Source organism: Chitinophaga sp. LS1 (assembly GCF_034274695.1).
Lineage (GTDB): Bacteria > Bacteroidota > Bacteroidia > Chitinophagales > Chitinophagaceae > Chitinophaga.
Genome location: NZ_CP128362.1, coordinates 2,212,179 through 2,232,580 on the forward strand (window position 1 = coordinate 2,212,179; position 20,402 = coordinate 2,232,580).

Genomic DNA, 20,402 nt, shown 5'->3' on the forward strand with positions numbered 1-20,402 from the left:
AAAATATTGAAGATATCAAACATTTATGCGACAAAAGGTTGATTTTGTGGGTTAACTATGATAATTATCATAAATAAAGCCGGCCAGAGGTGGTCGGCTTATTTAAAAAGGGAATTATTTCTTCAATCCTATTTCTCTCAATCGTTCATCCAGGTACTCACCGGCGGTAATTGGTTCATACTCCCTGGGATGCGCTGCATCTATTGTGCTTTCAAGACAATTCAGCGGCATCTCTGACTTAGGATGCAGGAAGAATGGAATAGAGAACCTGCTGGTACCCCACAATTCACGAGGTGGATTTACTACGCGGTGTGTAGTAGACTTTAATTTATTGTTCGTCAATCTTTGCAGCATATCGCCCACATTTACTACGATTTGCTCAGGCAGTGAAGTCACCGGCACCCAGTTATTCTGTTTATCCAGGATCTGCAGACCATCCGCAGAAGCTCCTACCAGCAGGGTGATCAGGTTGATATCCTCATGCTGTTCTGCGCGGATGGCAGACTTAGGTTCATCTTTAATAGGAGGGTAATGGATCGCTCTCAGGATAGAATTACCATTATGAACAAACTGATCGAAGTAATGCTCATCCAGACCCAGGTACAGTGCAATAGCCTGTAATAGAGATATACCTGAAGTTTCAAAAGCTTTATAAGCAGCTGTGCAGGTAGGGGTGAAAGCAGGCAATTCCTTAACTGCTACGTTATCCGGATATTCTTTGCCAATCGGATCACCATCTGTTACAGTTTGTCCAAACTGGAAAAACTCTTTCAGATCAGGCGCGTCAAATCCTTTTGCATGTTCTTTACCAAATGAAGTATAACCACGCTGGCCTGCCAGTTCGGGAATTTCGTAACTGCGCTTTACATCAGCTGGTAGTGCGAAGAACTGTTGTACATACTTATACAGGTCTTCAATCAGCTTGTCGGGAATACCGTGATTTTTTACTGCTACAAATCCTACTTCCTCATAAGCTTTACCCAGCTGCTGCACAAAGGCTGCTTTGCTGGTGTCGTCGCCCTTTGTAAAGGCGGCGAGGTCTACAACAGGGATGGAATGTGTCGTTGCCATAGTTAATGCGATTTACATCACTAAGGTATAGAAAATGACTATTTCAGTAATGCTTTTTCTTCGTCCGTAATGTCTACCATGGCATAACGGTCTACGCGGTTGATGAGCATTTCGTCCATGATATCTACTACATTTTTATAGTTGGCGTCGTTGTTGGCTTTGATCAGTACCATCAGTTTATTGTCCCCGGTTCTCTTCATGATCTCTTCTTTCTTTTTGATGATTGCATCCCTGATATCCGCATAGGTAATGGTTTTTACGTCTTCGGGATGATACATGCCTTCATAATATTTTACAGTATTGTTGGCGCCAAGCAATACGGTCATAGCATTACTTTCGGCCAGTGGCTGTGGTTTACCGTCGTCACGGGGCATGATCAGGTCCATGGTTTTTGGTTGCAGGAGGGTAGTGGTCAACATAAAAAAAGTGATCAACAGGAATCCCAGGTCTACCATAGGGGTCATATCTACCCGGGTACTCAGTTTCTTAGCGCGCTGGCCACCTCTTTGTTTGCCAGGGTGGGATTGGGTGTTCATTTCAGCCATAACAAAAGATTTATAATATAGACGCGGGCGTAACAATATTCCATAAAAAAATGGCTCCGGATTTTCACCCGGAGCCATTTTAAATATTGTGTATATTAAAAATTAAAACTCTGCACTCTTTGGTGTTCTTGGGAAAGGAATCACGTCCCTGATATTTCCCATACCTGTTACAAACAGTACCAGTCTTTCAAAACCTAAGCCGAAACCTGCATGCGGAGCACTACCATAGCGTCTTGTATCCAGGTACCAGCTCATTTCTTCTACTGGCAGTTTCATTTCTTCCATACGTCTTACCAGCTTGTCGTAGTTTTCTTCACGCTGAGAGCCACCTACGATTTCGCCGATACCCGGGAAGAGAATATCCATTGCTCTAACGGTTTTGCCGTCATCGTTCTGCTTCATGTAGAAAGCCTTGATAGCCGCAGGATAATCTGTGAGTATCACAGGTTTCTTAAAGTGTTTTTCTACCAGGTAACGTTCGTGCTCACTCTGCAGATCTGCACCCCATTCTTCGATCAGGTAGTTGAACTTCTTTGATTTATTTGGCTTACTGTTTTTCAGAATGTCAATTGCTTCTGTGTAAGTGAGACGCTGGAATTCATTGTTCAGTACAAACTCCAGTTTTTCGATCAGTCCCATTTCACTTCTTTCCTGCTGTGGTTTCTGTTTTTCTTCCTCAGCAAGGCGTGCAGCCAGGAATTCCAGGTCTTCCCTGTTATTTTCCAGCACATAGCCAATTACGGATTTGATGAAAGCCTCTGCCAGGTTCATGTTGTCTTCCAGGTCATAGAAAGCCATTTCTGGTTCGATCATCCAGAACTCAGCAAGGTGGCGGGCTGTATTGGAATTCTCTGCACGGAAGGTAGGGCCAAAGGTGTAGATATCACCGAATGCCATTGCTCCCAGTTCGCCTTCCAGCTGACCAGATACGGTCAGATTGGTCGCTCTGCCAAAGAAGTCTTCTTTATAATCAATGTTACCATCTTCAGTCAGTGGTGGATTTTTAGGATCCAGGGTACTTACGTGAAACATTTCGCCGGCACCTTCAGCGTCAGATGCAGTGATGATAGGCGTGTGCAGGTATACAAAGCCTTTTTCGTTAAAGAATTTGTGGACAGCAAAAGCCAATGCATGACGCAGGCGGAATACAGACCCGAAAGTGTTGGTGCGGAAACGCAGGTGTGCAATTTCACGCAGGTATTCCAGGCTCGGGCGGTTTTTCAGCTGCAGGGGATATTTCTCACCATCACAGTCACCCAGAATTTCCAGTTCTACAGCTTTGATCTCTACGCGCTGGCCTTTACCCAGAGATGGAATTACAGTACCTGATACGCTGATGGCAGCACCTGTGGTCAGGCGCTTGATTAGTTCAGCAGAAACAGAATTCTGATCCAATACAATCTGGATATTATTATTGGTAGAGCCATCGTTCAAAGCTATAAACTGATTGTTACGGAAAGACCGTATCCAGCCTTTTACCACTACGTTGTAGTCTGTTTTGTCGTCAAGCAGGATTTGCTTAACCTTCGTTCTTTGGCTCATATTAATGTAAATTTTAGGATTGCAAATTTAAGTGATAAGGGTGATTCTGCGCCCTTTTCCAAATAAAATGTTAAATGTGGAAAAATACTGTTATCCCCGATTTGGCAGGAAAGTTGCGGGCAATAAGTGGGACCATATCCGAAGACAGGCTGTGGGCCGGTGTTTTCCTCCCTGAAACTGCTCTCCAAGGGGCCTCAGGGCCGGATTACAGGCATTTTGGAACCTGCTTTTTTTTTGGATAATAGCGAAAGTTGTTTTAATCTTGCGTTACAATCTGTCTGATTAAGTTCAAATTCACATCTTCATCAGCAGTCCTAAACTCAACATTCCCTATCAGATTTAATAACCAGATTAAATTTATTGGACTCAAAAAACAATTATTTTGTAATTGGTGTATGTTGGTATGTAGTGGTACCCACCTTGCAACACTTCTAAAATTTGACAACACACGATGATGTACGACATCTTACAACTGAACGACATGCTCGTTCCTGAGCTGCTTGACATTGCAGAGAAACTGGATGTGCCAAACGCCAAAAAACTGAGCAAACAGGATCTTATCTACAAAATTCTCGACAAGCAGGCAGTAATGGCCTCAGAAAGTAACCCGGCCAATGGAGAAGAAAAGAAGACACGTAAACGGAAATCAACAAAAAAGGAAGACGAACACGAAGAACCAGTAGCAGAAGCCGCATCAGATGAAAAACCAAAACGCGGTAGAAAACCTGGAGCACTCAATAAAGCTAAAGAAGTTGAAGAACCTAAGGCATCCGAAACCAAACCCAAAAAGAAAGACTTCGATATAGACCTGGATAGTATTCCTTCCCTTACATTTGACGACGACGACGATGAAATCATCCCTCAGTTTACTGAAGACGAAGAGGATGAAGAGGAAGAAGTAATTACTAATACCAAGGCGCCTGTTGCTGCTCCTGCAAAAAAGGTAGTAGTAGAAGAGGATGAAGAAGACGACGAGGAAGAAGAGGATGACGACGACGACTTCGTAATGCCGGAAGAGCCTATCGTGCCGCAGAAACAACGTTTCAACAACAAGCAGAAAGAACCTGTTTTCAATATAGAATTTGATGGTATTATCCTCAGCGAAGGTGTACTGGAAATGATGCCTGATGGCTATGGTTTCCTCCGCTCCTCTGATTATAACTATCTCAGCTCTCCTGATGATATTTACGTGTCTCCTTCCCAGATCAAATTATTCGGTCTCAAAACAGGCGATACCGTTAAAGGTTCCGTTAGACCTCCGAAAGAAGGTGAGAAATACTTCGCTCTCCTGAAAGTAGAAACAATCAATGGTAAATCACCTGAAGAAGTACGTGACCGCGTACCATTCGATTACCTGACACCTCTGTTTCCTTTCGAGAAATTAAGATTGACTACTACTTCTAATAACTACTCTACCCGCATCATGGACATGTTTACCCCTATAGGTAAAGGTCAGCGTGGTCTGATCGTAGCACAGCCTAAGGTGGGTAAAACCATGTTGCTGAAAGAAGTAGCAAATGCTATCGCAACTAATCACCCTGAAGTTTACCTGATGGTAGTGCTCATCGATGAGCGTCCGGAAGAGGTAACCGATATGGAACGTAGCGTAAAAGCAGAAGTCATCGCTTCTACTTTCGATGAACCAGCTGAAAAGCACGTGAAAGTTTCTGCCATCGCACTGCAAAAAGCAAAACGCCTGGTAGAATGCGGACATGATGTAGTGATCCTGCTGGATTCCATCACCCGTCTCGCCCGTGCGCACAACACCGTAGCTCCTGCTTCAGGTAAAGTACTGAGTGGTGGTGTGGAAGCAAACGCTATGCAGAAACCAAAACAATTTTTCGGTGCAGCCCGTAAGATCGAAAATGGTGGTTCATTGACCATCCTCGCAACTGCACTGATCGATACTGGTTCTAAAATGGACGAAGTGATCTTCGAAGAATTCAAAGGTACCGGTAACATGGAATTACAACTGGATCGTAAACTGGCGAACAGACGTATCTTCCCTGCTATCGATGTATCAGCTTCCTCTACCCGCCGTGATGATCTGCTCCTTGATAAGGATCATCTGAAACGCCTTCACATTCTCCGCAATCATCTCGCGGATATGAATACAGAAGAATCCATGCACTTCATGTTACAGCACATGAGGGGGACTAAAAATAATGATGAGTTCCTGATCTCTATGAACGGATAAGTAACTCCCAACCATAAATAAAAAAGCATCCCAACCGGGATGCTTTTTTATTTATACTGTTTTAAGTGTAAGAGTAGATCTTTTTTTCGTCGTTCTGCTACTTCCAGTGTCACACCATTTCTCATCATTACATTTCCACCTTCTGTACTTACATGGCTGATCTGACTCATCTGCGCTATCTGTAGATTATTGACCTGGTAAAATCGTAAGGTGCTGAATAGATCTGCATAGTATCGGAATGGCCTGTTGGCCTGCACCTGGTGATGATCATCCAGGTAAAACAATGTCTTATCGCCTAGTGCTTCCAGGTAAGTAATGGCAGATAAAGCGATGGTGGTATCATCTCCTTCCGACTGTGGCAATACCAGTTCCAGACTTGTATTCCGGCCCTTGTTAAAATTAGCCAGCAGTACTTTGTATCTGTCTTTACTTTTGCCAGCTGCCAGTCGTGCACCGATAATAGCGATGGCTGTAGTGAGACTTTCCCGATCTATTGGTTTTAAAATAATTTCCACTTCGCTGAAACGGATCGTATGCAGGAATTTTTTTTCAAATGCAGTGACAAACACCGCTTCAAACAGTGGTACGTTCTGTGTGCCCAGTAATACATCAAACCCGGTTCCATCAGGCATTTCAAGGTCGAGAAAAACCAGCTCGGGCTGGAATTCCCGGATGGTAGCTATACCATCAGCACAGTCAGAAGCAGTAGCAACAATTTCTACCTGAGGACAATACTTTTCCAGCATCAGGGAAATGATGTCCCGGCTATTGCGCTCGTCATCTATAATTACGGCCTTTATCATAAAGTCTAAAGCGTAGTAGTTGGCCTACAATTGGGGAATAAGTATCCGCACAATAGTACCACTTTCCAAAGAATTTTTATCCGATTTATCAATGATGTCTATGTGAATTCCCGTGTTGTACATCTTGTTGAGCAACTCTGCACGGTTAGAGCTGATCTCCATGCCGGAGGACTGATGATGCTTCGGCAATGTACGCATGGACTTAGACCTGTTTATACCAATACCGTTGTCATCAATCAGGCATTCCAGCATGTCCGGCGCTACCTGATTAAACTGTATCAATAAGTGTCCGATATGGTCACGGGAATTTGTCATCCCATATTTTACCGCATTTTCTACATACGGCTGTAGCAGCATAGCCGGTATTTCCAGTTCTGCTGTGGCGATGAGCGGATCTACCTGCAGCTCATATTCCATCTTATTTTCAAACCGCATCTTTTCAAGACCCAGGTAGGTATTCAGATACGCAATTTCATCTGCTAATGATATGAAATTGCGTCTTGAAAAATCTAATGTTTTCCTGATCAGGTAAGAAAAATCAGACAAATACTTCTGTGCATATTCATAATCCCGCTGCATGACAAACAGCTGTATGGAATTGAGACAATTGAAAATAAAGTGTGGATTGATCTGCGCGCGGATGGCCTTCAGTTCTATCTCCGTCAGTTTTTTATCGTACTCAGTTTCCAGGTGTATTTTCCGTTGTTCTTCCAGCTCCTGTTTCTTACGGAGAATTTCTGTCGTCTGTTCTTTTACCAGTTCTTCCAGTTGCTCATTCAGCTTATGCTGAAGTTCTTTGTTTTTATTCAGCTGTTTGATCAGCAGCTCCTGTGTACGGGTTCTTTCATGGTGCACCAGTTTATTGCGATAACTGAGGCCTGCCAGGAAGAACATAGATTGCAGCAATACCCCTACAATGATGAGCAGCGAAGGGGCAGACAGTTCCCCCAGTGCACTGAGCAGTCCCAGAGGACGTATCAGCATGAGGAAGGAGCCAAAGCTGGCCATATAAAAACAGAGGGATCCAAAGAGGAAAAACCGTACCAATGGATGATGGCGGGAGCGCTTGGCCAGTGCTGCGAATACCGCCAGCAAGGGGAGGAGAGTGGCTAGATATATATAGCTGTAGATCATGCCAGGCACCTGGTACAATCTCCTGGCGATACAGTAAAAACAAATGATAATAATACCTCCAATACAGGAGGCAAATATATTGAACAACCTTTCCATAAAGGGATACCGCTCCTGCAGGTTGAGGAAGGATTTTCCAAAGGCCAGGTACATGAGATAAAAACAGAATAATAGCGCCGGCACATCCCAGTAATATTTCAACATGGGCCAGCTGTAAAATACGGATAGCTGATAGGGTTTACTATCCAGCCGCAGGGCAAAAAATAAAATTAACCCCAGCATGTATGCAGCAAAATACAGATACGAGCGATCCGGTAATTGAATATAATTGATGATCGCAATGGTAAGACATACCAGCAACATGCCCAGCAGCATAAAGATCATGGCTGCTTCTTTATGGAAGTGTGCCACAGTAGCGTTCCGGAAGTTATTGTATTGCATAGCGTCGTACAATACAGGCATGAGTGGGTTCTCGTTAAAGAACTGGTTGTTGATATGTAAATAGAAAGTACGTGTTTGCCCGGGGGGCACATTCACAGGAAAAGCATAATGTTCCCAGCGGCGAATGTTGTCTTTGTCCAGCATCATACCGGTCTGAACCAGCAATTTTAGTTGCTGGCCTTCCTGTACGTACCAGTACATATGATCATGCCACCCTGCAAAGAGGGCCAATACAGAATCTTCACTACCGGTATTTTTTACGGATAGCCGAAGCCAGCAATCGTGACCTTTTCCATTGTTCTTTTTTGAGTCGTGGAAAAGAGAAACGTTGTGGTTGAAATGCAAATTAGGTATCTGTTGTGGTGTTACCTGCTCCCCCACATCTTCCATGCTCAGCAACCAGGGCCGCAGATCCAGAGCTGGCGGAAGATTATCAAAATCTGCTGCCAGTGTGTCTTTTGCTGTTAAACTGCCCAGGGCTTTATTGGAGTAACAAAACAACAGTAATAAGAAAAAGATCCGAATCACTGTTTAAGTATAAAATTTATAGGCAACCATCAATAGCTTTTGCCAGCGCATGGTCTTTGTCGGTGACGGTGTCTCCGGCATCATGCGTGCTCAGATAAATCTCCACCTTATTATAGACATTGTTCCAATTGGGGTGATGATCCATTTTTTCAGCTATCAGTGCCACTTTTGTCATAAATGAGAATGCTTCTGTAAAGTCTTTGAATGTAAAGGCACGATATAATTGATTGTTTTTCTCTTGCCACATAACAAAAAGATTTTAATCATGAAACAATTAAAGTGTTCATGCAATAGTGTGATTCGGTGAGGAAACCCGGTAATTTCCGGTTAAAAGATGAGGTTCATCTTATTTTCGAGCTTTCTAATATCCAATAAAGATACTAATTGTACTGGCTCTACATGACGTAATTGTCCGATTAATTTTTTGACATCCTGCAGCTGGTAGTAATCTCCTTTAATCAACCAGAGATAATCTACATTTTTTAGCTCAGGGAGCAGGAATTCAGCCTGGCAGTGATTATTATAAAAATAATGTGCCGCCGATTTGGTCGGTTCTTCAAATTCAAACACACTGAAGTAAAACGACCGCTGATTTTTAGTCAGGTTGATCTCCAGAGAATTGTTAACTCTGAAGTCGTAGTGCAGATCCCGATTTACCTGCCAGCACACCTGATAATCCCGCGCAGAAGACACGATGCCAATCAGATGGGTCGACTCGAAGAAATCTTCCACTAATTGGTCCTGATCCAGTTTTAATTTGAGTACTGACATGCTAGTAGGTTGACTAGTAGAAGGTTGATGTTCAACAGCGTCTCTCATTGTTATAAACCATTTTTCCCGGCGGACGCCAATGTACACCTTTTAAGGTTACGGATTTGTCACACTTATCGGGCACTTTCCGTGCCAATAAAAGAAAAAGACTGTCGAGGTCAGCCTTTTTCTTCATTATTTAACTTCCGGGCAGCGAGCAGATCATTTCTGCGGGGTTCCGGTACTTTTTCGTAATCGTATGGGCAGTGTCTGCATCCATTGCCGCAGCAATATCCTCTTTTTAGGAGGAAAGCGGCTGTAAGTACTACATACCCATCTTCATTATAGTAAAAATCAATTCCCTCCTTCAGCTGGGGTTGCATCAGATGGTAATTTTATAGACTTCCAGTCCATCGGTTGTTCCGGTAGTCTGAATTTGAGATAGCGGATGGTTCTGCCGTTCTCCAGGTGCATTTTTTCGTAATACGTCTGAATTTGTAAAAGGGCAGGTACTTCACCTAAAGAATAAATATCGGGAATGTCTTCTATTAAAGTACAGCCACTATGTTCGATCACTTCCTGGGTAAAGGCGTACAGCTCCGGGGAGTCTGTTTTCAGATTGATGGTGCCACCTGGCGCCAGGAGTGGTTGATATAATTGTAAAAACTTAGGATGGGTCAGTCTTTTCTTTGATTTGGACTGACGAAGAAATGGATCAGGGAAGGTGATCCAGATTTCACTGATTTCTCCCGGCACGAAATAATTGTTGAGCTTATCGATCTGGGTACGGAGGAAGGCGGTGTTATTGATATTCTCATCAATAGCAGTCTTGGCACCTCTCCATATGCGGTTACCTTTCAGGTCTACCCCCAGGAAGTTTCTTTCCGGGAAGCGTCTGGCGAGCCCAATAGTATAATCTCCCTTGCCACAGGCAAGTTCCAGTGTCAGGGGATTGGTATTCTTATAGAATGACTGCCACTGGCCCGGCATGCCTTCCGGATAGATCAGTACATTCGGGAATGTCTCAATTTCGGCGAAACGTTGTAATTTTTTTTGTCCCATTTGGGTGCAAAAATAATAGATTAACTGTATCTGCCTTCGGCAGAAGATATAAAAAGGAGTAGAAAGGCCAGCGGCTGGCTCTAAAGGGCCTAAAAACAAAAAAGCTGTCCCGCGTGAACGGAACAGCTTTAAACCAAGGCTGTAGGGGGAGGGCTCGAACCTCCACTGGGCAGTTAGCCGCAGCACAAATAAGATTAGTGGTCAACCCATTATGCTGTGTTTATCCTGGACTCCCAACCCCCGAGACAAGAGGGCATGTCTGCCAAATTTCATCACCCCACAATATTTAAGAACTTCTCACTCTCTTTTTTTCAATTCCGGCCCCGTTTATTTGACGTCGGCGTTGTTTTGAATGATTATTATGATGCAAATCTAAAGACATAACGGTTTTCTTGCAAATTTTTTAAGAAAAATTTTTGAAAATTCGATATTTTTCAAATATTTGCATGTAATTTTAATGCATTCAAAAACAAATTGTAAAAATGAGCCACAATTTGAATATTGACAAACTCGATTTGCAGATCATCAGTGAAATGATGCATAATGCAGAAATCTCCTACGCTGACCTCGGAAAGAAGCTTTTCGTTTCCGGTGGCACGATCCACGTTAGAATGAAGAAGCTACAAGAACTGGGTATCGTTAAAGGTACAAAATTACACGTAGATTTAAAAATGATCGGCTACGACGTAATTGCTTTTATCGGTATTTACCTTGAAAAAAGCTCCATGTACGACACTGTGGCCAAGGAATTGCGTAAGATACCTGAAATGGTACGCTTGAACTATACAACTGGTAGCTATAGCATGTTTGCAGAGATAATCTGTAAAGACATTACACAACTTCGCCGCATACTCCATGATGAATTACAGAAGATCAAAGGCATTGAACGCACCGAGACATTAATTTCTCTGGAAGAAAGCTTTTATAGAACGATCAACGTTGTGGAATAGGCAGCCCCATGATATTTTCCCCTTCCCGTCAGCTGTAAAAGGCAGGGGAGGGGACTTCTAAATTCATATACATATTTATGGTTACAACAGAAATTACTGACAAGATCAAGCGTCTTGAAGAGAAGTATGCTGCTATGGGCCAGGACCTGTCTTCCTATCTGGATGGGCTGCTCTATGCAGATTACCTCACCTATTGGGATTATATCCAGCTCGACGTTCTACTTAACCTTCAGCATCCCCGTACCCCCATCCCGGATGAGAACATCTTTATCATTTATCACCAGATCACTGAACTGTATTTTAAACTCGCGCTCCAGGCTATTGAGCAAATCAGCTTTGCACCAACGCTGACTGTAGCAGGCTTTCAAACACAACTCAAAAGGATCAACAATTACTTCCGTAACCTGATCAACTCTTTTGAGATCATGGTAGATGGTATGGACAAAGATCAGTTCCTGCAGTTCCGAATGGCCCTGTTACCGGCTTCCGGCTTCCAGAGTGGCCAATTCAGGAAAATTGAGATCTGCTCCACAAACCTGGTCAACCTGGTCTATCAACCACAGCGCGCGGACCTAAAAGAAACTGAGTTGGATCAGGTACTGGAAAAGATCTACTGGCGAAGTGGGGCTACTGAATTGTCTACAGGTAAGAAAACCCTTACCCTCAGGCAGTTTGAGTTGAAATACATGAACGAGTTCCTGCAACTGGCCACTCGTTACAAGGATAATAACATACAGGCACAGTATCGCCGGTTGTCTCCGGAAGACCAGCAGGAGCTCATACCGCTGTTGAAGGAGTATGATACGAATATCAATGTTCGCTGGCCACTCATGCACTATAAATCAGCTGTGCGCTACCTGAACCGCAAGCCGGAAGATATAGCTGCTACTGGTGGAACTAACTGGCAGAAATACCTGCCTCCCCGCAATAAACGTATTGTTTTCTTCCCGGAATTATGGACAGAAGAAGAAATGGACAACTGGGGAAAGGAATTATAAAAAAAGGCCGCAACTTATAATTGCGGCCTTTTTTTATCGTGCGAGATAACCGCCATCCACCGGATAATAAGATCCGGTCACGAATGAAGCGGCCGGGCTGCTCAGGAACAGCACCAGTTCCGCAACTTCTTCAGGTTGACCTAACCGGCCTACAGGGTGTAAAGCTGCCAGCTGATCGATTGCTTCCTGTGTCATGTTTTTGCCTAAAAGCGGCGTATGAATGAAAGCTGGGCCTACAGCATTGACACGAATGTTTTGCTGTGCATACTCGATCGCTGCATTCTGTGTCAGACCTACTACTCCATGTTTAGCGGCTACATAAGCAGACGACTGGGCAAAGCCTACAGCGCCCAGAATAGAAGCTATGTTCACGATTACGCCACCACCATTTTCCAGCATTGCCTGAATTTGCGATCGCATACCATAAAATACCCCATTCAGGTTCACACCAATCACTTTTTCCCATTCTGCAATGTCATACTCGCCTACCGGAGCGGGTTTGCCACCAATTCCGGCATTGTTGCAGGCAATGTCCAGCTTGCCATAATGAGATTTGATCTGTTTAATCAGATCGTTCCACTGTTCCGCATTTCCTGCGTCTGCTTTAATAAAGATGGCATCTCCGCCATTTTTTTTGATGGTATCCACTACTTCATTTCCACCCTTTTCATTTAAATCCGAAACGACGACCTTAGCTCCTTCCCTGGCATAAACGATCGCGATTGCTTCGCCAATGCCTGATCCTGCGCCTGTTACAAGCGCAACTTTGTTGTTCAGTGCTCCCATAAAATATAATTTTTGAAGAATACGTGTTGTAACAACAAATTTAAGGCCCGGATGTTGAAGTAATATTGAAGTTGGGAAAGATTTAACATCGGGATTGGCAGGGCCCGGTGTTTCTATACAAAACGTTAAACTAATTCTCAACGAAACTCTCAGCTATCGTACAATTAAACTATTTTTCATAAGTTTGCATAGAACGGTTTGCTTTCACATGAAAAAAGCCATCCCGGCTTTAGCCAGAGCCCAGGGTACAAAAATTAAAAATGTTCTCCTTTAGCACTTTTGCATTTGTGAATGCGCAAAGCACAAACTTACCTTTCAAGCAAGACTACATTAGTATTTTTTAAATTGTGATATGGAATACAATACCACCCGTAACCATTTGATTATGAAGGAGTATGGACGTAACATCCAAAAGATGATAGAGTACGTTCTGAACATACAAGACCCAGATCACCGCCAGGCCAATGCAATGGCGCTTATCGAGCTTATGGGCACGCTCAACCCCCACCTCCGCAATGTTGAAGACTTCCGGCATAAGTTATGGGATCACCTGTTTCTTATCTCCGATTTCAGATTAGAAGTAGAATCACCTTACCCCATTCCTACGCGCGAAACCCTGAAAGCAAGACCAGAAAGACTGCCTTACCCTAAAAAGTATCCCCGCAATCGTCACTTTGGTAAAAATCTGGAGATGGTCATTGATAAGGCCATCGCCGAAGACAATCAGGAAAAGAAGGATGGGTTTACACAATGTATTGGTAACTACATGAAACTGGCCTATAGCAACTGGCATAAGGAAAGTGTCCATGACGATGCTATCAAAGCGGAGCTCACTGGTATCACTAACGGTCAGCTGGAGTTTCACCCAGGTTTCAATACTGCGGCACATGCGAGTGCAGTCATCGCTGCAACGAGTCCGAACTTTAATACTAATGCTGAATTTGTTCGTACTTCCAGCAATAATGCAGGCAGTAGTAACAAGAAACGCAATTTCTCGCAGCAGAATAACTTCAAAGGCGGAAAAACTAAAAACAACAACAATAAGAACCAAAAATATAAAAACAGGAACAAGTGAGTAGTGCTTTTGAAGTAAGAGGTGGCAACCGACTGAAGGGGGAAATTGTGCCCCAGGGTGCCAAAAACGAAGCTTTACAGATTGTCAGTGCTGTTTTACTAACTCCCGAAAAGGTGACTATCAGCAATATCCCGGACATCCTGGATGTAAACCTTCTGATCGAGTTGTTGGGTGATATGGGGGTGAAAATTAACAGGATTAGCCGTGACACCTGCGAATTTCAGGCTGATCAGATCAACCTTCCTTATCTGGAAAGTGCGGAATTCAAAAAGAAATCAGGACGACTGAGAGGTTCTGTCATGATAGCTGGTCCATTACTGGCCCGCTTTGGCAAAGCCTATATCCCTAAACCCGGAGGTGATAAAATAGGTCGCCGCCGTCTCGATACCCATATTATTGGGTTCGAAAAACTGGGTGCTCAGTTCGTATATGATAATGATGATAATTACTTCAGACTTGAAGCTGGCGATAGTGGCCTGAAAGGTACATACATGCTCCTGGACGAGCCTTCAGTAACAGGTACAGCCAATATCGTAATGGCAGCTGTGATGGCAAATGGTACAACCACCATCTATAATGCTGCCTGCGAACCTTACCTGCAACAGCTATCAAAAATGCTGAACAGCATGGGTGCTAAGATCAGTGGAGTAGGATCTAACCTCCTTACCATCGAAGGGGTCACTTCTCTCAAAGGCTGCAGCCATCGTATGCTGCCTGATATGATTGAGATCGGTTCCTTCATTGGTCTGGCAGCAATGACCCAAAGCGAAATCACGATCAAAGGTGCCGGTGTGCAGCACCTGGGTATTATTCCTGAAAAGTTCCGTCAACTGGGTATTCAGCTGGAGATCCAGGGTGATGATATCTATATTCCTGCACAGGACAAATATGAAATCCAGACTTTCCTGGATGGATCTATCCTCACTATCTCTGACCACCCATGGCCAGGCTTTACGCCAGACCTGCTGAGTATCGTACTCGTGGTTGCCACACAGGCATCAGGGAGTGTGATGATCCATCAGAAGATGTTTGAAAGCCGTTTGTTCTTTGTGGACAAGCTGATCGATATGGGTGCACAGATCGTACTTTGTGATCCTCACCGTGCAGTGGTGATAGGCCTGGGCCGTCAGCATAAACTGAGAGGTATTACCATGTCATCACCTGATATCAGGGCGGGTGTATCTCTGCTTATAGCTGCACTAAGTGCAGAAGGTAAGAGTACTATCCAGAATATTGAGCAGATCGATCGCGGATATCAGTACATCGATGAGCGCCTGCGTAAGCTGGGGGCAGATATCAAGAGAGTATAAGTACAATTAGCTGTACGCAGAATATTTATAAGCCATAAGCTTCAAGAGACCAACTCCTGCTGCTTATGGCTTAATTTTAATCAGGAAACTATATTATGGCTAATAAGATCATTATTATCACCGCCCCTTCCGGAGCAGGAAAAACCACCATCGTTAAGCAACTGTTATCAGAGATGCCGCAGCTGGCATTTTCCATTTCTGCAACTACACGTATAGCGAGAGAGCAGGAAGTGAATGGAAAAGATTATTATTTCCTGACACAGGAAGATTTTCATGATAAGATAGAGGCACATGCATTTGCCGAGTATGAAATGGTGTATGCCGGTAAGTATTACGGCACATTGAAGTCAGAGCTGGAACGCATCTGGCACAATGGGCAGACTCCAATGGTAGACATTGATGTAAAGGGAGCCCTGAGTATCAAGGAACATTACCAGGAAGCAGCGTTGACTATCTTTATTCAACCCCCTACACTCGATGCCCTCCGGGTTCGCCTGAGTGAGCGTGGTACAGAAACCCAGGCTTCGCTGGAGGAAAGATTAGGTAAAGCCCGTTATGAGCTTTCTTTCTCGCATCAGTTTGATGAAATTGTGATCAATGATAAATTGCCGATCGCTTATGCAGAAGTAAAAGCGCTGGTAGAGGCCTTTTTAAAATAATTGTATTGTTGGGGGCCGCAAGGCCCCTTTCCCAAATTATCTGCATACTATTTGCAGTCAGGAATTCTTTATTTTTGTTACATATGGATACTTATACACTCCCGATACTGGCATTCCTGGTATTGCTGGCAGGTTTCTTCGCAGGGCTGGAAACAGCCTTCGCCAATGTGAATAAACTTAGCATTGAGCTCAAGAAGAAACAAGGCCGCGCTACCGGAAAGATCCTTGCCAGTTTTAATGATAACCCCTCCCGTTTCCTGGCTACCAGCCTGCTGGGCCTTACGATTACGATCGTTATCTATGGCATTCTGTTCGCCGGATTCTTTCAGCCCCTTTGGAACAAAGTGCTCTCCCCACAGGAAAGTACCAGCTATCAGCCCTTGTTACTATTAATGGAAGTGCTCCTGGCGACCCTGATATTACTTACATTCGGTTTCTTCCTGCCTCGTGCTATATTCCGCTCCCGGCCGGAAGGACTGCTCAGTTTCTTTGCCCTGCCTATATCAGTGATTTCAAAACCACTGTTTGTAGTAGGTAGTCTGCTCGTATCAGTATCTGAATGGATACTGAAATATCTTTTTAACGTCAGAATTATAGAAACCGCTACCTCTTTCCCTCGTGTAGATGTGGAACATTTTATACGCCAGTCGCAACAACATGTGACCGAAAACCAGGAGCTGAATACCGAGTTGTTCGAAAATGCCCTGTCTCTCGCACATGTCAAGATCCGTGGTTGTCTCATTCCCCGCAAGGAAATAGAGGCCCTGGAAATAAATAGTCCTATTGCACAGGCACAGCGCAAGTTTATGGACACCAAGCTGTCTAAGGTCATCATTTACGAAAACACCATCGATAATATACTCGGTTATATTCACCAGTTGGATATGTTCAAAGGCCCTGCTGATATACAGGCCATCCTGCACCCGATCCTGGCTGTACCTGAGACGATGAGTGCCATCGACCTGTTGGGCAAGTTCAATAAAGAGCGCAAAAGCATTGCCTGGGTAGTAGATGAATTTGGAGGTACCGCTGGTATTGTGACCATCGAAGATGTACTCGAGGAAATATTCGGGGAAATCAAGGATGAACACGATGAGGAAGAGTTTGTAGACAAACAGATTGCAGAAAAAGAATACATTTTCTCCGGTCGTCTGGAACTCGACTATCTCAACGAAAAATATGGATTTGATTTTCCTGAAGATGAAAGTGAGACCCTGTCAGGTTATATCATTAATCATCACGAGACAATTCCGCGTCAAAAAGAACGCATTATTATCAACGATTATGAGTTCGAAATAATTAATGTAACTGAGACACGCATCGAAATGATTAAGATGAAGGTACTCGGTTAAGTATAGAGGATCATATACTTATCCACATTTGGATAAAATGACGGCTTTTTTTGAAAAGAACTTCATTTTTAGTTGCTTATTTGTCAGGTATTTAGGAGAACTTACTAGTTTTTTATAAAAGAAAAGAAATCAGGTATTGATATTGTGATATTTTTTTTAATATATTTGCATAGTCATTAAGCATCTGACCTGCTAAAACGATTTAAAAAAAGTAGTAGGGAATTAACACGAATTTTATACATTTGCTACAGATGATGTAACACAATGATTTGATTTTTGTTAAAAGGATGTAAAAAAAATTGTTACAACATTGATAATAACATAATTCTTTACTATTTTTGTAATAGAAATTTAAAAGTGACCAGAAACACGGACTATTTTGAAAGCTTGCCATCAATCGAATAGGAAGTGACACTGGAAACTAAAGACATTCTCGAATTCAACTTTTTTGGGGTTAACAAACAATGGATGAAAGGCCGGCTCTTGATTCTTCTCGGGCTGGCTCTCTTTTTTTAAGTACTTTTTCCTCTTGTACTGCTAAATCGTTAACCTAATATCAACTTCCCTGCCAGACTATACCTTATTAATTATCACTTATCCACTCCTGCATTTAAATCACATTAAAACCATCTGTATTACTCTGTTTTCTTCCAGGCAACAGCTATATTTGTGCTCCTTAGGAAATAATGTTTAACTCAGCCTGATAACAGATATGTTCAAGAAACTTTTTGCAAATAACAATGAGAAAGCGGAGATGACTTTCTTTGACCACCTGGATGAACTAAGAGGGCATCTGTTCCGCGCTGCTGTAGCAATTGTGGTGTGTGGTATCATCGGTTGGGTATATACAAATGAAATACTGGATAGAATTGTTTTTGGGCCTACCAATAAAGATTTTCCTTCCTATATCGCACTGTGTAAAATTAGCCACGCAACCGGGCTGGGAGATAAGCTCTGTATTACCCCGGTGGATATAGTATTTCAGAACCATATCCTGACGGGGCAGATCATGCTCCAGTTCAAGCTGGCGTTTATTGTCGGCCTGGTATTAGGCTTCCCTTATATCTTCTGGGAATTCTGGCGCTTTGTAAAACCGGCGCTTAAAGAAAGAGAAGTGAAAGGAGCAAAAGGTATTATCTTCTGGGTATCCTTCCAGTTCTTCTTAGGGATCTGCTTCAGTTATTTCCTGATGGCGCCTTTTACGATTAACTTCCTGGCTGGCTATACCGTAACGACCAAAGCTGTCAATCAGTTTTTCATAGATGACTACTTCGATTTGATGACCCAGATCGTAATTGGTATGGGTGTATTATTTGAATTGCCTGTACTCATCTTCTTCCTTACCAAGATCGGGTTGATTACACCTACTTTCCTGCGCACCTACCGTCGTCACGCTATCGTGGTAATACTGGTACTGGCAGCGGTGATCACTCCTCCTGACGTAATTGACCAGCTGATCGTATTTACACCTTTATATTTGCTGTATGAAATCAGTATCTATATATCTGTTAGAGCACTGAAAGGTATGGACGATAAAGAAAAAGAACCGGAAATAGAAGAGTGGTCCTGATAAAGCGTAACGGTTTCACTGTTTAAAAGTTTTTTTATGTCACAACAAACAACATTCAATTTGTCATTGCCAATAGCCATCGGCTCTGATCACGCTGGCTTCGACTACAAGGAAGAAATTATTTCATACCTGGAAGCAAAAGGTTTACAGGTAAAGGATGTCGGTGCATTCTCGAGTGAATCAGCCGATTATCCCGACTTCGCTCATCCCGTAGCGACACTGGTAGAAAGAGAGCAGGCAGCGTTTGGTATACTTGTGTGTGGTAGTGGTAATGGCGTAGCAATTACAGCTAATAAGCACCAGGGTATTCGTGCAGCGATCTGTTGGGGCGAAGAACTGTCCCGCCTGTCCCGCTGTCATAACAATGCAAATGTGTTGTGCGTACCTGCCCGCTTTGTAGATGATGCAGTGGCAAAACAAATGGTAGACGTATTCATTAACACCCCATTTGAAGGTGGCAGACATGAAACCAGAGTTAGAAAAATCGCCTGCTTATAACAGGTGCTTGATGAATAAAAGAAAGGCGCTGTTGCATATGCAACAGCGCCTTTCTTTTATTGCAATCGAAGGCAGAAAGTAATACCCCAAAAACGTAAATAACAACCTCATTCTGAGCATATAATTATTTTGGCAATAATAAATTGTTTTGTTAAATTGTGTTAAGAGTCAGTCACTTGAGTGTCATTTTATATTAGAATCCAATCTGTACATAGCGTGCTTTAGTAAATACCTACGACTACTCCATACTATCGAGAACAAGCATTGTCACGTCCGGTATTTAACATCGCACAAGGAATTATTTTTAGACAAGAGTATTGCAAACCAAAACCCCCATAATTAGTCACCAGTAAAATTTTACCACCATGGAAACACCTGCTACTATTATTGTACGCCGGCGCCTAACCACTATTATTCGTCGTAATAGCGCAACGACATCATTTGTGAATTGCGGGGATACATGATCTGAATAAAATGTGATGCAACCCCATCCGGATTTAGAGTAAGCAGCGATATTCACTTTATCCCATACTGGTAATATGTGTTTTCCTTCAATCCGGTTTATCAGCTGAAACAACATTTTTTTCAGATGCTTAAACTTCACAAATATGTCTTCGACAGAATTTAACGCACTTTTACTCGGAAATGCCGATTTCCTGAGACCGTATGCTGTTACCCTCACTAAGGATTCCGAATCAGCAAAAGACCTTTACCAGGAAACACTTTTCCGCGCACTCGCCAATCGCGATAAATACCTTGCAGGTACCAATATCCGCGCCTGGCTCTACACTATCATGCGCAATATCTTTATCAACAATTATCGTCGTGGCAATAGACAGTTTCGTCTGCTTGACAATTCCGCAGGTGAGTTCCTCATGCATCAGCAGATTCCTACCATTGGTAATGCTGCCGAAACAAACCTGCGTATCAAGGATGTTCACTCAGCAGTGTACAATCTGCCTGTAATATTCAAACAACCATTCATGCTTTACTTCGAAGGTTATAAGTATTATGAAATTGCAGCCATGCTCAATGAACCATTGGGTACCGTGAAAAGCCGCATCCACTTTGCCAGAAAAATGCTGAAGTCAAGGATCGTACGCTTCTAATCTTTTTATTACATGAAATTGGGAC

The 20,402-nt window shown here is 43.1% G+C and carries 20 protein-coding genes; 10 read left to right on the forward strand and 10 right to left on the reverse strand.

What is annotated here, in order from left to right; translation table 11 throughout:
* Positions 1 to 114: 114 nt before the first annotated feature.
* From QQL36_RS09230 to asnS, 3 genes are all read right to left on the reverse strand, one after another.
* Complete coding sequence (locus QQL36_RS09230) at positions 115 to 1,071, reverse strand: isopenicillin N synthase family dioxygenase (RefSeq protein ID WP_083723252.1); 957 nt, start codon at positions 1,069 to 1,071, stop codon at positions 115 to 117.
* 38 nt (positions 1,072 to 1,109) lie between these two features.
* Complete coding sequence (locus QQL36_RS09235; RefSeq protein ID WP_083723355.1) at positions 1,110 to 1,616, reverse strand: ExbD/TolR family protein; 507 nt, start codon at positions 1,614 to 1,616, stop codon at positions 1,110 to 1,112.
* A 102-nt stretch (positions 1,617 to 1,718) separates the two neighbouring features.
* Complete coding sequence (asnS, locus tag QQL36_RS09240) at positions 1,719 to 3,158, reverse strand: asparagine--tRNA ligase (protein ID WP_321569579.1); 1,440 nt, start codon at positions 3,156 to 3,158, stop codon at positions 1,719 to 1,721.
* Positions 3,159 to 3,639: 481 nt separating this feature from the next.
* Between asnS and rho the strand changes: the two genes are divergently transcribed.
* Positions 3,640 to 5,355 carry a transcription termination factor Rho gene (gene rho, locus QQL36_RS09245; protein ID WP_235643711.1) on the forward strand — a complete coding sequence of 572 codons (1,716 nt, stop codon included), beginning with the start codon at positions 3,640 to 3,642 and terminating at the stop codon, positions 5,353 to 5,355.
* A gap of 47 nt (positions 5,356 to 5,402) precedes the next feature.
* Here rho and QQL36_RS09250 read toward each other — a convergent pair whose 3' ends face one another.
* From QQL36_RS09250 to trmB, 6 genes are all read right to left on the reverse strand, one after another.
* Entirely contained in the window at positions 5,403 to 6,158 is a 756-nt protein-coding gene (locus tag QQL36_RS09250; protein WP_321569580.1) for a LytR/AlgR family response regulator transcription factor, read from the reverse strand.
* Positions 6,159 to 6,182: 24 nt separating this feature from the next.
* Positions 6,183 to 8,258: a histidine kinase gene (locus QQL36_RS09255; protein WP_143708854.1), complete on the reverse strand. Its 2,076-nt coding sequence runs from the start codon at positions 8,256 to 8,258 to the stop codon at positions 6,183 to 6,185.
* 16 nt (positions 8,259 to 8,274) lie between these two features.
* The gene (locus tag QQL36_RS09260; protein ID WP_083723247.1) at positions 8,275 to 8,505 is read right to left on the reverse strand and encodes a 4a-hydroxytetrahydrobiopterin dehydratase; all 231 of its coding nucleotides are present in this window, start codon (positions 8,503 to 8,505) and stop codon (positions 8,275 to 8,277) included.
* Positions 8,506 to 8,585: 80 nt separating this feature from the next.
* On the reverse strand, positions 8,586 to 9,029 hold the full coding sequence (locus tag QQL36_RS09265; protein WP_083723246.1) for an IPExxxVDY family protein: 444 nt from the start codon (positions 9,027 to 9,029) through the stop codon (positions 8,586 to 8,588).
* Between the two features lie 158 nt (positions 9,030 to 9,187).
* Positions 9,188 to 9,391 carry a DUF5522 domain-containing protein gene (locus tag QQL36_RS09270; protein WP_083723245.1) on the reverse strand — a complete coding sequence of 68 codons (204 nt, stop codon included), beginning with the start codon at positions 9,389 to 9,391 and terminating at the stop codon, positions 9,188 to 9,190.
* Positions 9,363 to 10,070 (reverse strand): tRNA (guanosine(46)-N7)-methyltransferase TrmB, encoded by a 708-nt coding sequence (gene trmB, locus QQL36_RS09275; protein WP_083723244.1) that lies wholly within the window; start codon positions 10,068 to 10,070, stop codon positions 9,363 to 9,365. The genes QQL36_RS09270 and trmB overlap by 29 nt, the downstream gene beginning before the upstream one ends.
* 482 nt (positions 10,071 to 10,552) lie before the next feature.
* On the opposite strand from trmB, the gene QQL36_RS09280 reads away from it, so the two are divergent.
* Together QQL36_RS09280 and QQL36_RS09285 are read left to right on the forward strand one after the other, a co-directional pair.
* Positions 10,553 to 11,020: an Lrp/AsnC ligand binding domain-containing protein gene (locus QQL36_RS09280; RefSeq protein WP_012788686.1), complete on the forward strand. Its 468-nt coding sequence runs from the start codon at positions 10,553 to 10,555 to the stop codon at positions 11,018 to 11,020.
* Between the two features lie 77 nt (positions 11,021 to 11,097).
* Positions 11,098 to 12,018, forward strand: coding sequence for a tryptophan 2,3-dioxygenase family protein (locus QQL36_RS09285; RefSeq protein WP_321569581.1), 921 nt, complete (start codon positions 11,098 to 11,100; stop codon positions 12,016 to 12,018).
* 33 nt (positions 12,019 to 12,051) lie between these two features.
* On the opposite strand, the gene QQL36_RS09290 is transcribed toward QQL36_RS09285, so the two are convergent.
* Positions 12,052 to 12,804, reverse strand: coding sequence for an SDR family NAD(P)-dependent oxidoreductase (locus QQL36_RS09290; protein WP_083724365.1), 753 nt, complete (start codon positions 12,802 to 12,804; stop codon positions 12,052 to 12,054).
* A 352-nt stretch (positions 12,805 to 13,156) separates the two neighbouring features.
* Here QQL36_RS09290 and QQL36_RS09295 point away from each other — a divergent pair, with 352 nt between their 5' ends.
* From QQL36_RS09295 to QQL36_RS09325, 7 genes are all read left to right on the forward strand, one after another.
* A complete protein-coding gene (locus tag QQL36_RS09295) occupies positions 13,157 to 13,879 on the forward strand; it encodes a DUF4290 domain-containing protein (protein ID WP_083724367.1) in 723 nt (240 codons plus the stop codon).
* Positions 13,876 to 15,189: a UDP-N-acetylglucosamine 1-carboxyvinyltransferase gene (gene murA / locus QQL36_RS09300; RefSeq protein WP_083724369.1), complete on the forward strand. Its 1,314-nt coding sequence runs from the start codon at positions 13,876 to 13,878 to the stop codon at positions 15,187 to 15,189. The genes QQL36_RS09295 and murA overlap by 4 nt, the downstream gene beginning before the upstream one ends.
* 95 nt (positions 15,190 to 15,284) lie before the next feature.
* A complete protein-coding gene (gmk, locus tag QQL36_RS09305; protein WP_083724371.1) occupies positions 15,285 to 15,848 on the forward strand; it encodes a guanylate kinase in 564 nt (187 codons plus the stop codon).
* 83 nt (positions 15,849 to 15,931) lie between these two features.
* Entirely contained in the window at positions 15,932 to 17,200 is a 1,269-nt protein-coding gene (locus QQL36_RS09310; protein ID WP_083724373.1) for a hemolysin family protein, read from the forward strand.
* A 712-nt stretch (positions 17,201 to 17,912) separates the two neighbouring features.
* Entirely contained in the window at positions 17,913 to 18,770 is an 858-nt protein-coding gene (gene tatC, locus QQL36_RS09315) for a twin-arginine translocase subunit TatC (RefSeq protein WP_321569582.1), read from the forward strand.
* 36 nt (positions 18,771 to 18,806) lie between these two features.
* Entirely contained in the window at positions 18,807 to 19,268 is a 462-nt protein-coding gene (gene rpiB, locus QQL36_RS09320; RefSeq protein WP_083724377.1) for a ribose 5-phosphate isomerase B, read from the forward strand.
* A 608-nt stretch (positions 19,269 to 19,876) separates the two neighbouring features.
* On the forward strand, positions 19,877 to 20,377 hold the full coding sequence (locus QQL36_RS09325; RefSeq protein ID WP_083724379.1) for an RNA polymerase sigma factor: 501 nt from the start codon (positions 19,877 to 19,879) through the stop codon (positions 20,375 to 20,377).
* The last annotated feature ends 25 nt before the right edge of the window (positions 20,378 to 20,402 follow it).

Excerpts from the sequence above, each read along its gene's own strand:
- tatC (WP_321569582.1), top strand. The coding sequence starts at position 17,913 with ATGTTCAAGAAACTTTTTGCAAATAACAATGAGAAAGCGGAGATGACT.
- QQL36_RS09310 (WP_083724373.1), top strand. The coding sequence starts at position 15,932 with ATGGATACTTATACACTCCCGATACTGGCATTCCTGGTATTGCTGGCA.
- asnS (WP_321569579.1), bottom strand. The coding sequence starts at position 3,158 with ATGAGCCAAAGAACGAAGGTTAAGCAAATCCTGCTTGACGACAAAACA.
- QQL36_RS09285 (WP_321569581.1), top strand. The coding sequence starts at position 11,098 with ATGGTTACAACAGAAATTACTGACAAGATCAAGCGTCTTGAAGAGAAG.
- trmB (WP_083723244.1), bottom strand. The coding sequence starts at position 10,070 with ATGGGACAAAAAAAATTACAACGTTTCGCCGAAATTGAGACATTCCCG.
- QQL36_RS09290 (WP_083724365.1), bottom strand. The coding sequence starts at position 12,804 with ATGGGAGCACTGAACAACAAAGTTGCGCTTGTAACAGGCGCAGGATCA.
- QQL36_RS09235 (WP_083723355.1), bottom strand. The coding sequence starts at position 1,616 with ATGGCTGAAATGAACACCCAATCCCACCCTGGCAAACAAAGAGGTGGC.
- QQL36_RS09325 (WP_083724379.1), top strand. The coding sequence starts at position 19,877 with ATGTCTTCGACAGAATTTAACGCACTTTTACTCGGAAATGCCGATTTC.
- QQL36_RS09295 (WP_083724367.1), top strand. The coding sequence starts at position 13,157 with ATGGAATACAATACCACCCGTAACCATTTGATTATGAAGGAGTATGGA.
- QQL36_RS09250 (WP_321569580.1), bottom strand. The coding sequence starts at position 6,158 with ATGATAAAGGCCGTAATTATAGATGACGAGCGCAATAGCCGGGACATC.
- rpiB (WP_083724377.1), top strand. The coding sequence starts at position 18,807 with ATGTCACAACAAACAACATTCAATTTGTCATTGCCAATAGCCATCGGC.
- QQL36_RS09280 (WP_012788686.1), top strand. The coding sequence starts at position 10,553 with ATGAGCCACAATTTGAATATTGACAAACTCGATTTGCAGATCATCAGT.
- QQL36_RS09265 (WP_083723246.1), bottom strand. The coding sequence starts at position 9,029 with ATGTCAGTACTCAAATTAAAACTGGATCAGGACCAATTAGTGGAAGAT.
- rho (WP_235643711.1), top strand. The coding sequence starts at position 3,640 with ATGCTCGTTCCTGAGCTGCTTGACATTGCAGAGAAACTGGATGTGCCA.
- QQL36_RS09230 (WP_083723252.1), bottom strand. The coding sequence starts at position 1,071 with ATGGCAACGACACATTCCATCCCTGTTGTAGACCTCGCCGCCTTTACA.
- QQL36_RS09270 (WP_083723245.1), bottom strand. The coding sequence starts at position 9,391 with ATGCAACCCCAGCTGAAGGAGGGAATTGATTTTTACTATAATGAAGAT.
- gmk (WP_083724371.1), top strand. The coding sequence starts at position 15,285 with ATGGCTAATAAGATCATTATTATCACCGCCCCTTCCGGAGCAGGAAAA.
- QQL36_RS09260 (WP_083723247.1), bottom strand. The coding sequence starts at position 8,505 with ATGTGGCAAGAGAAAAACAATCAATTATATCGTGCCTTTACATTCAAA.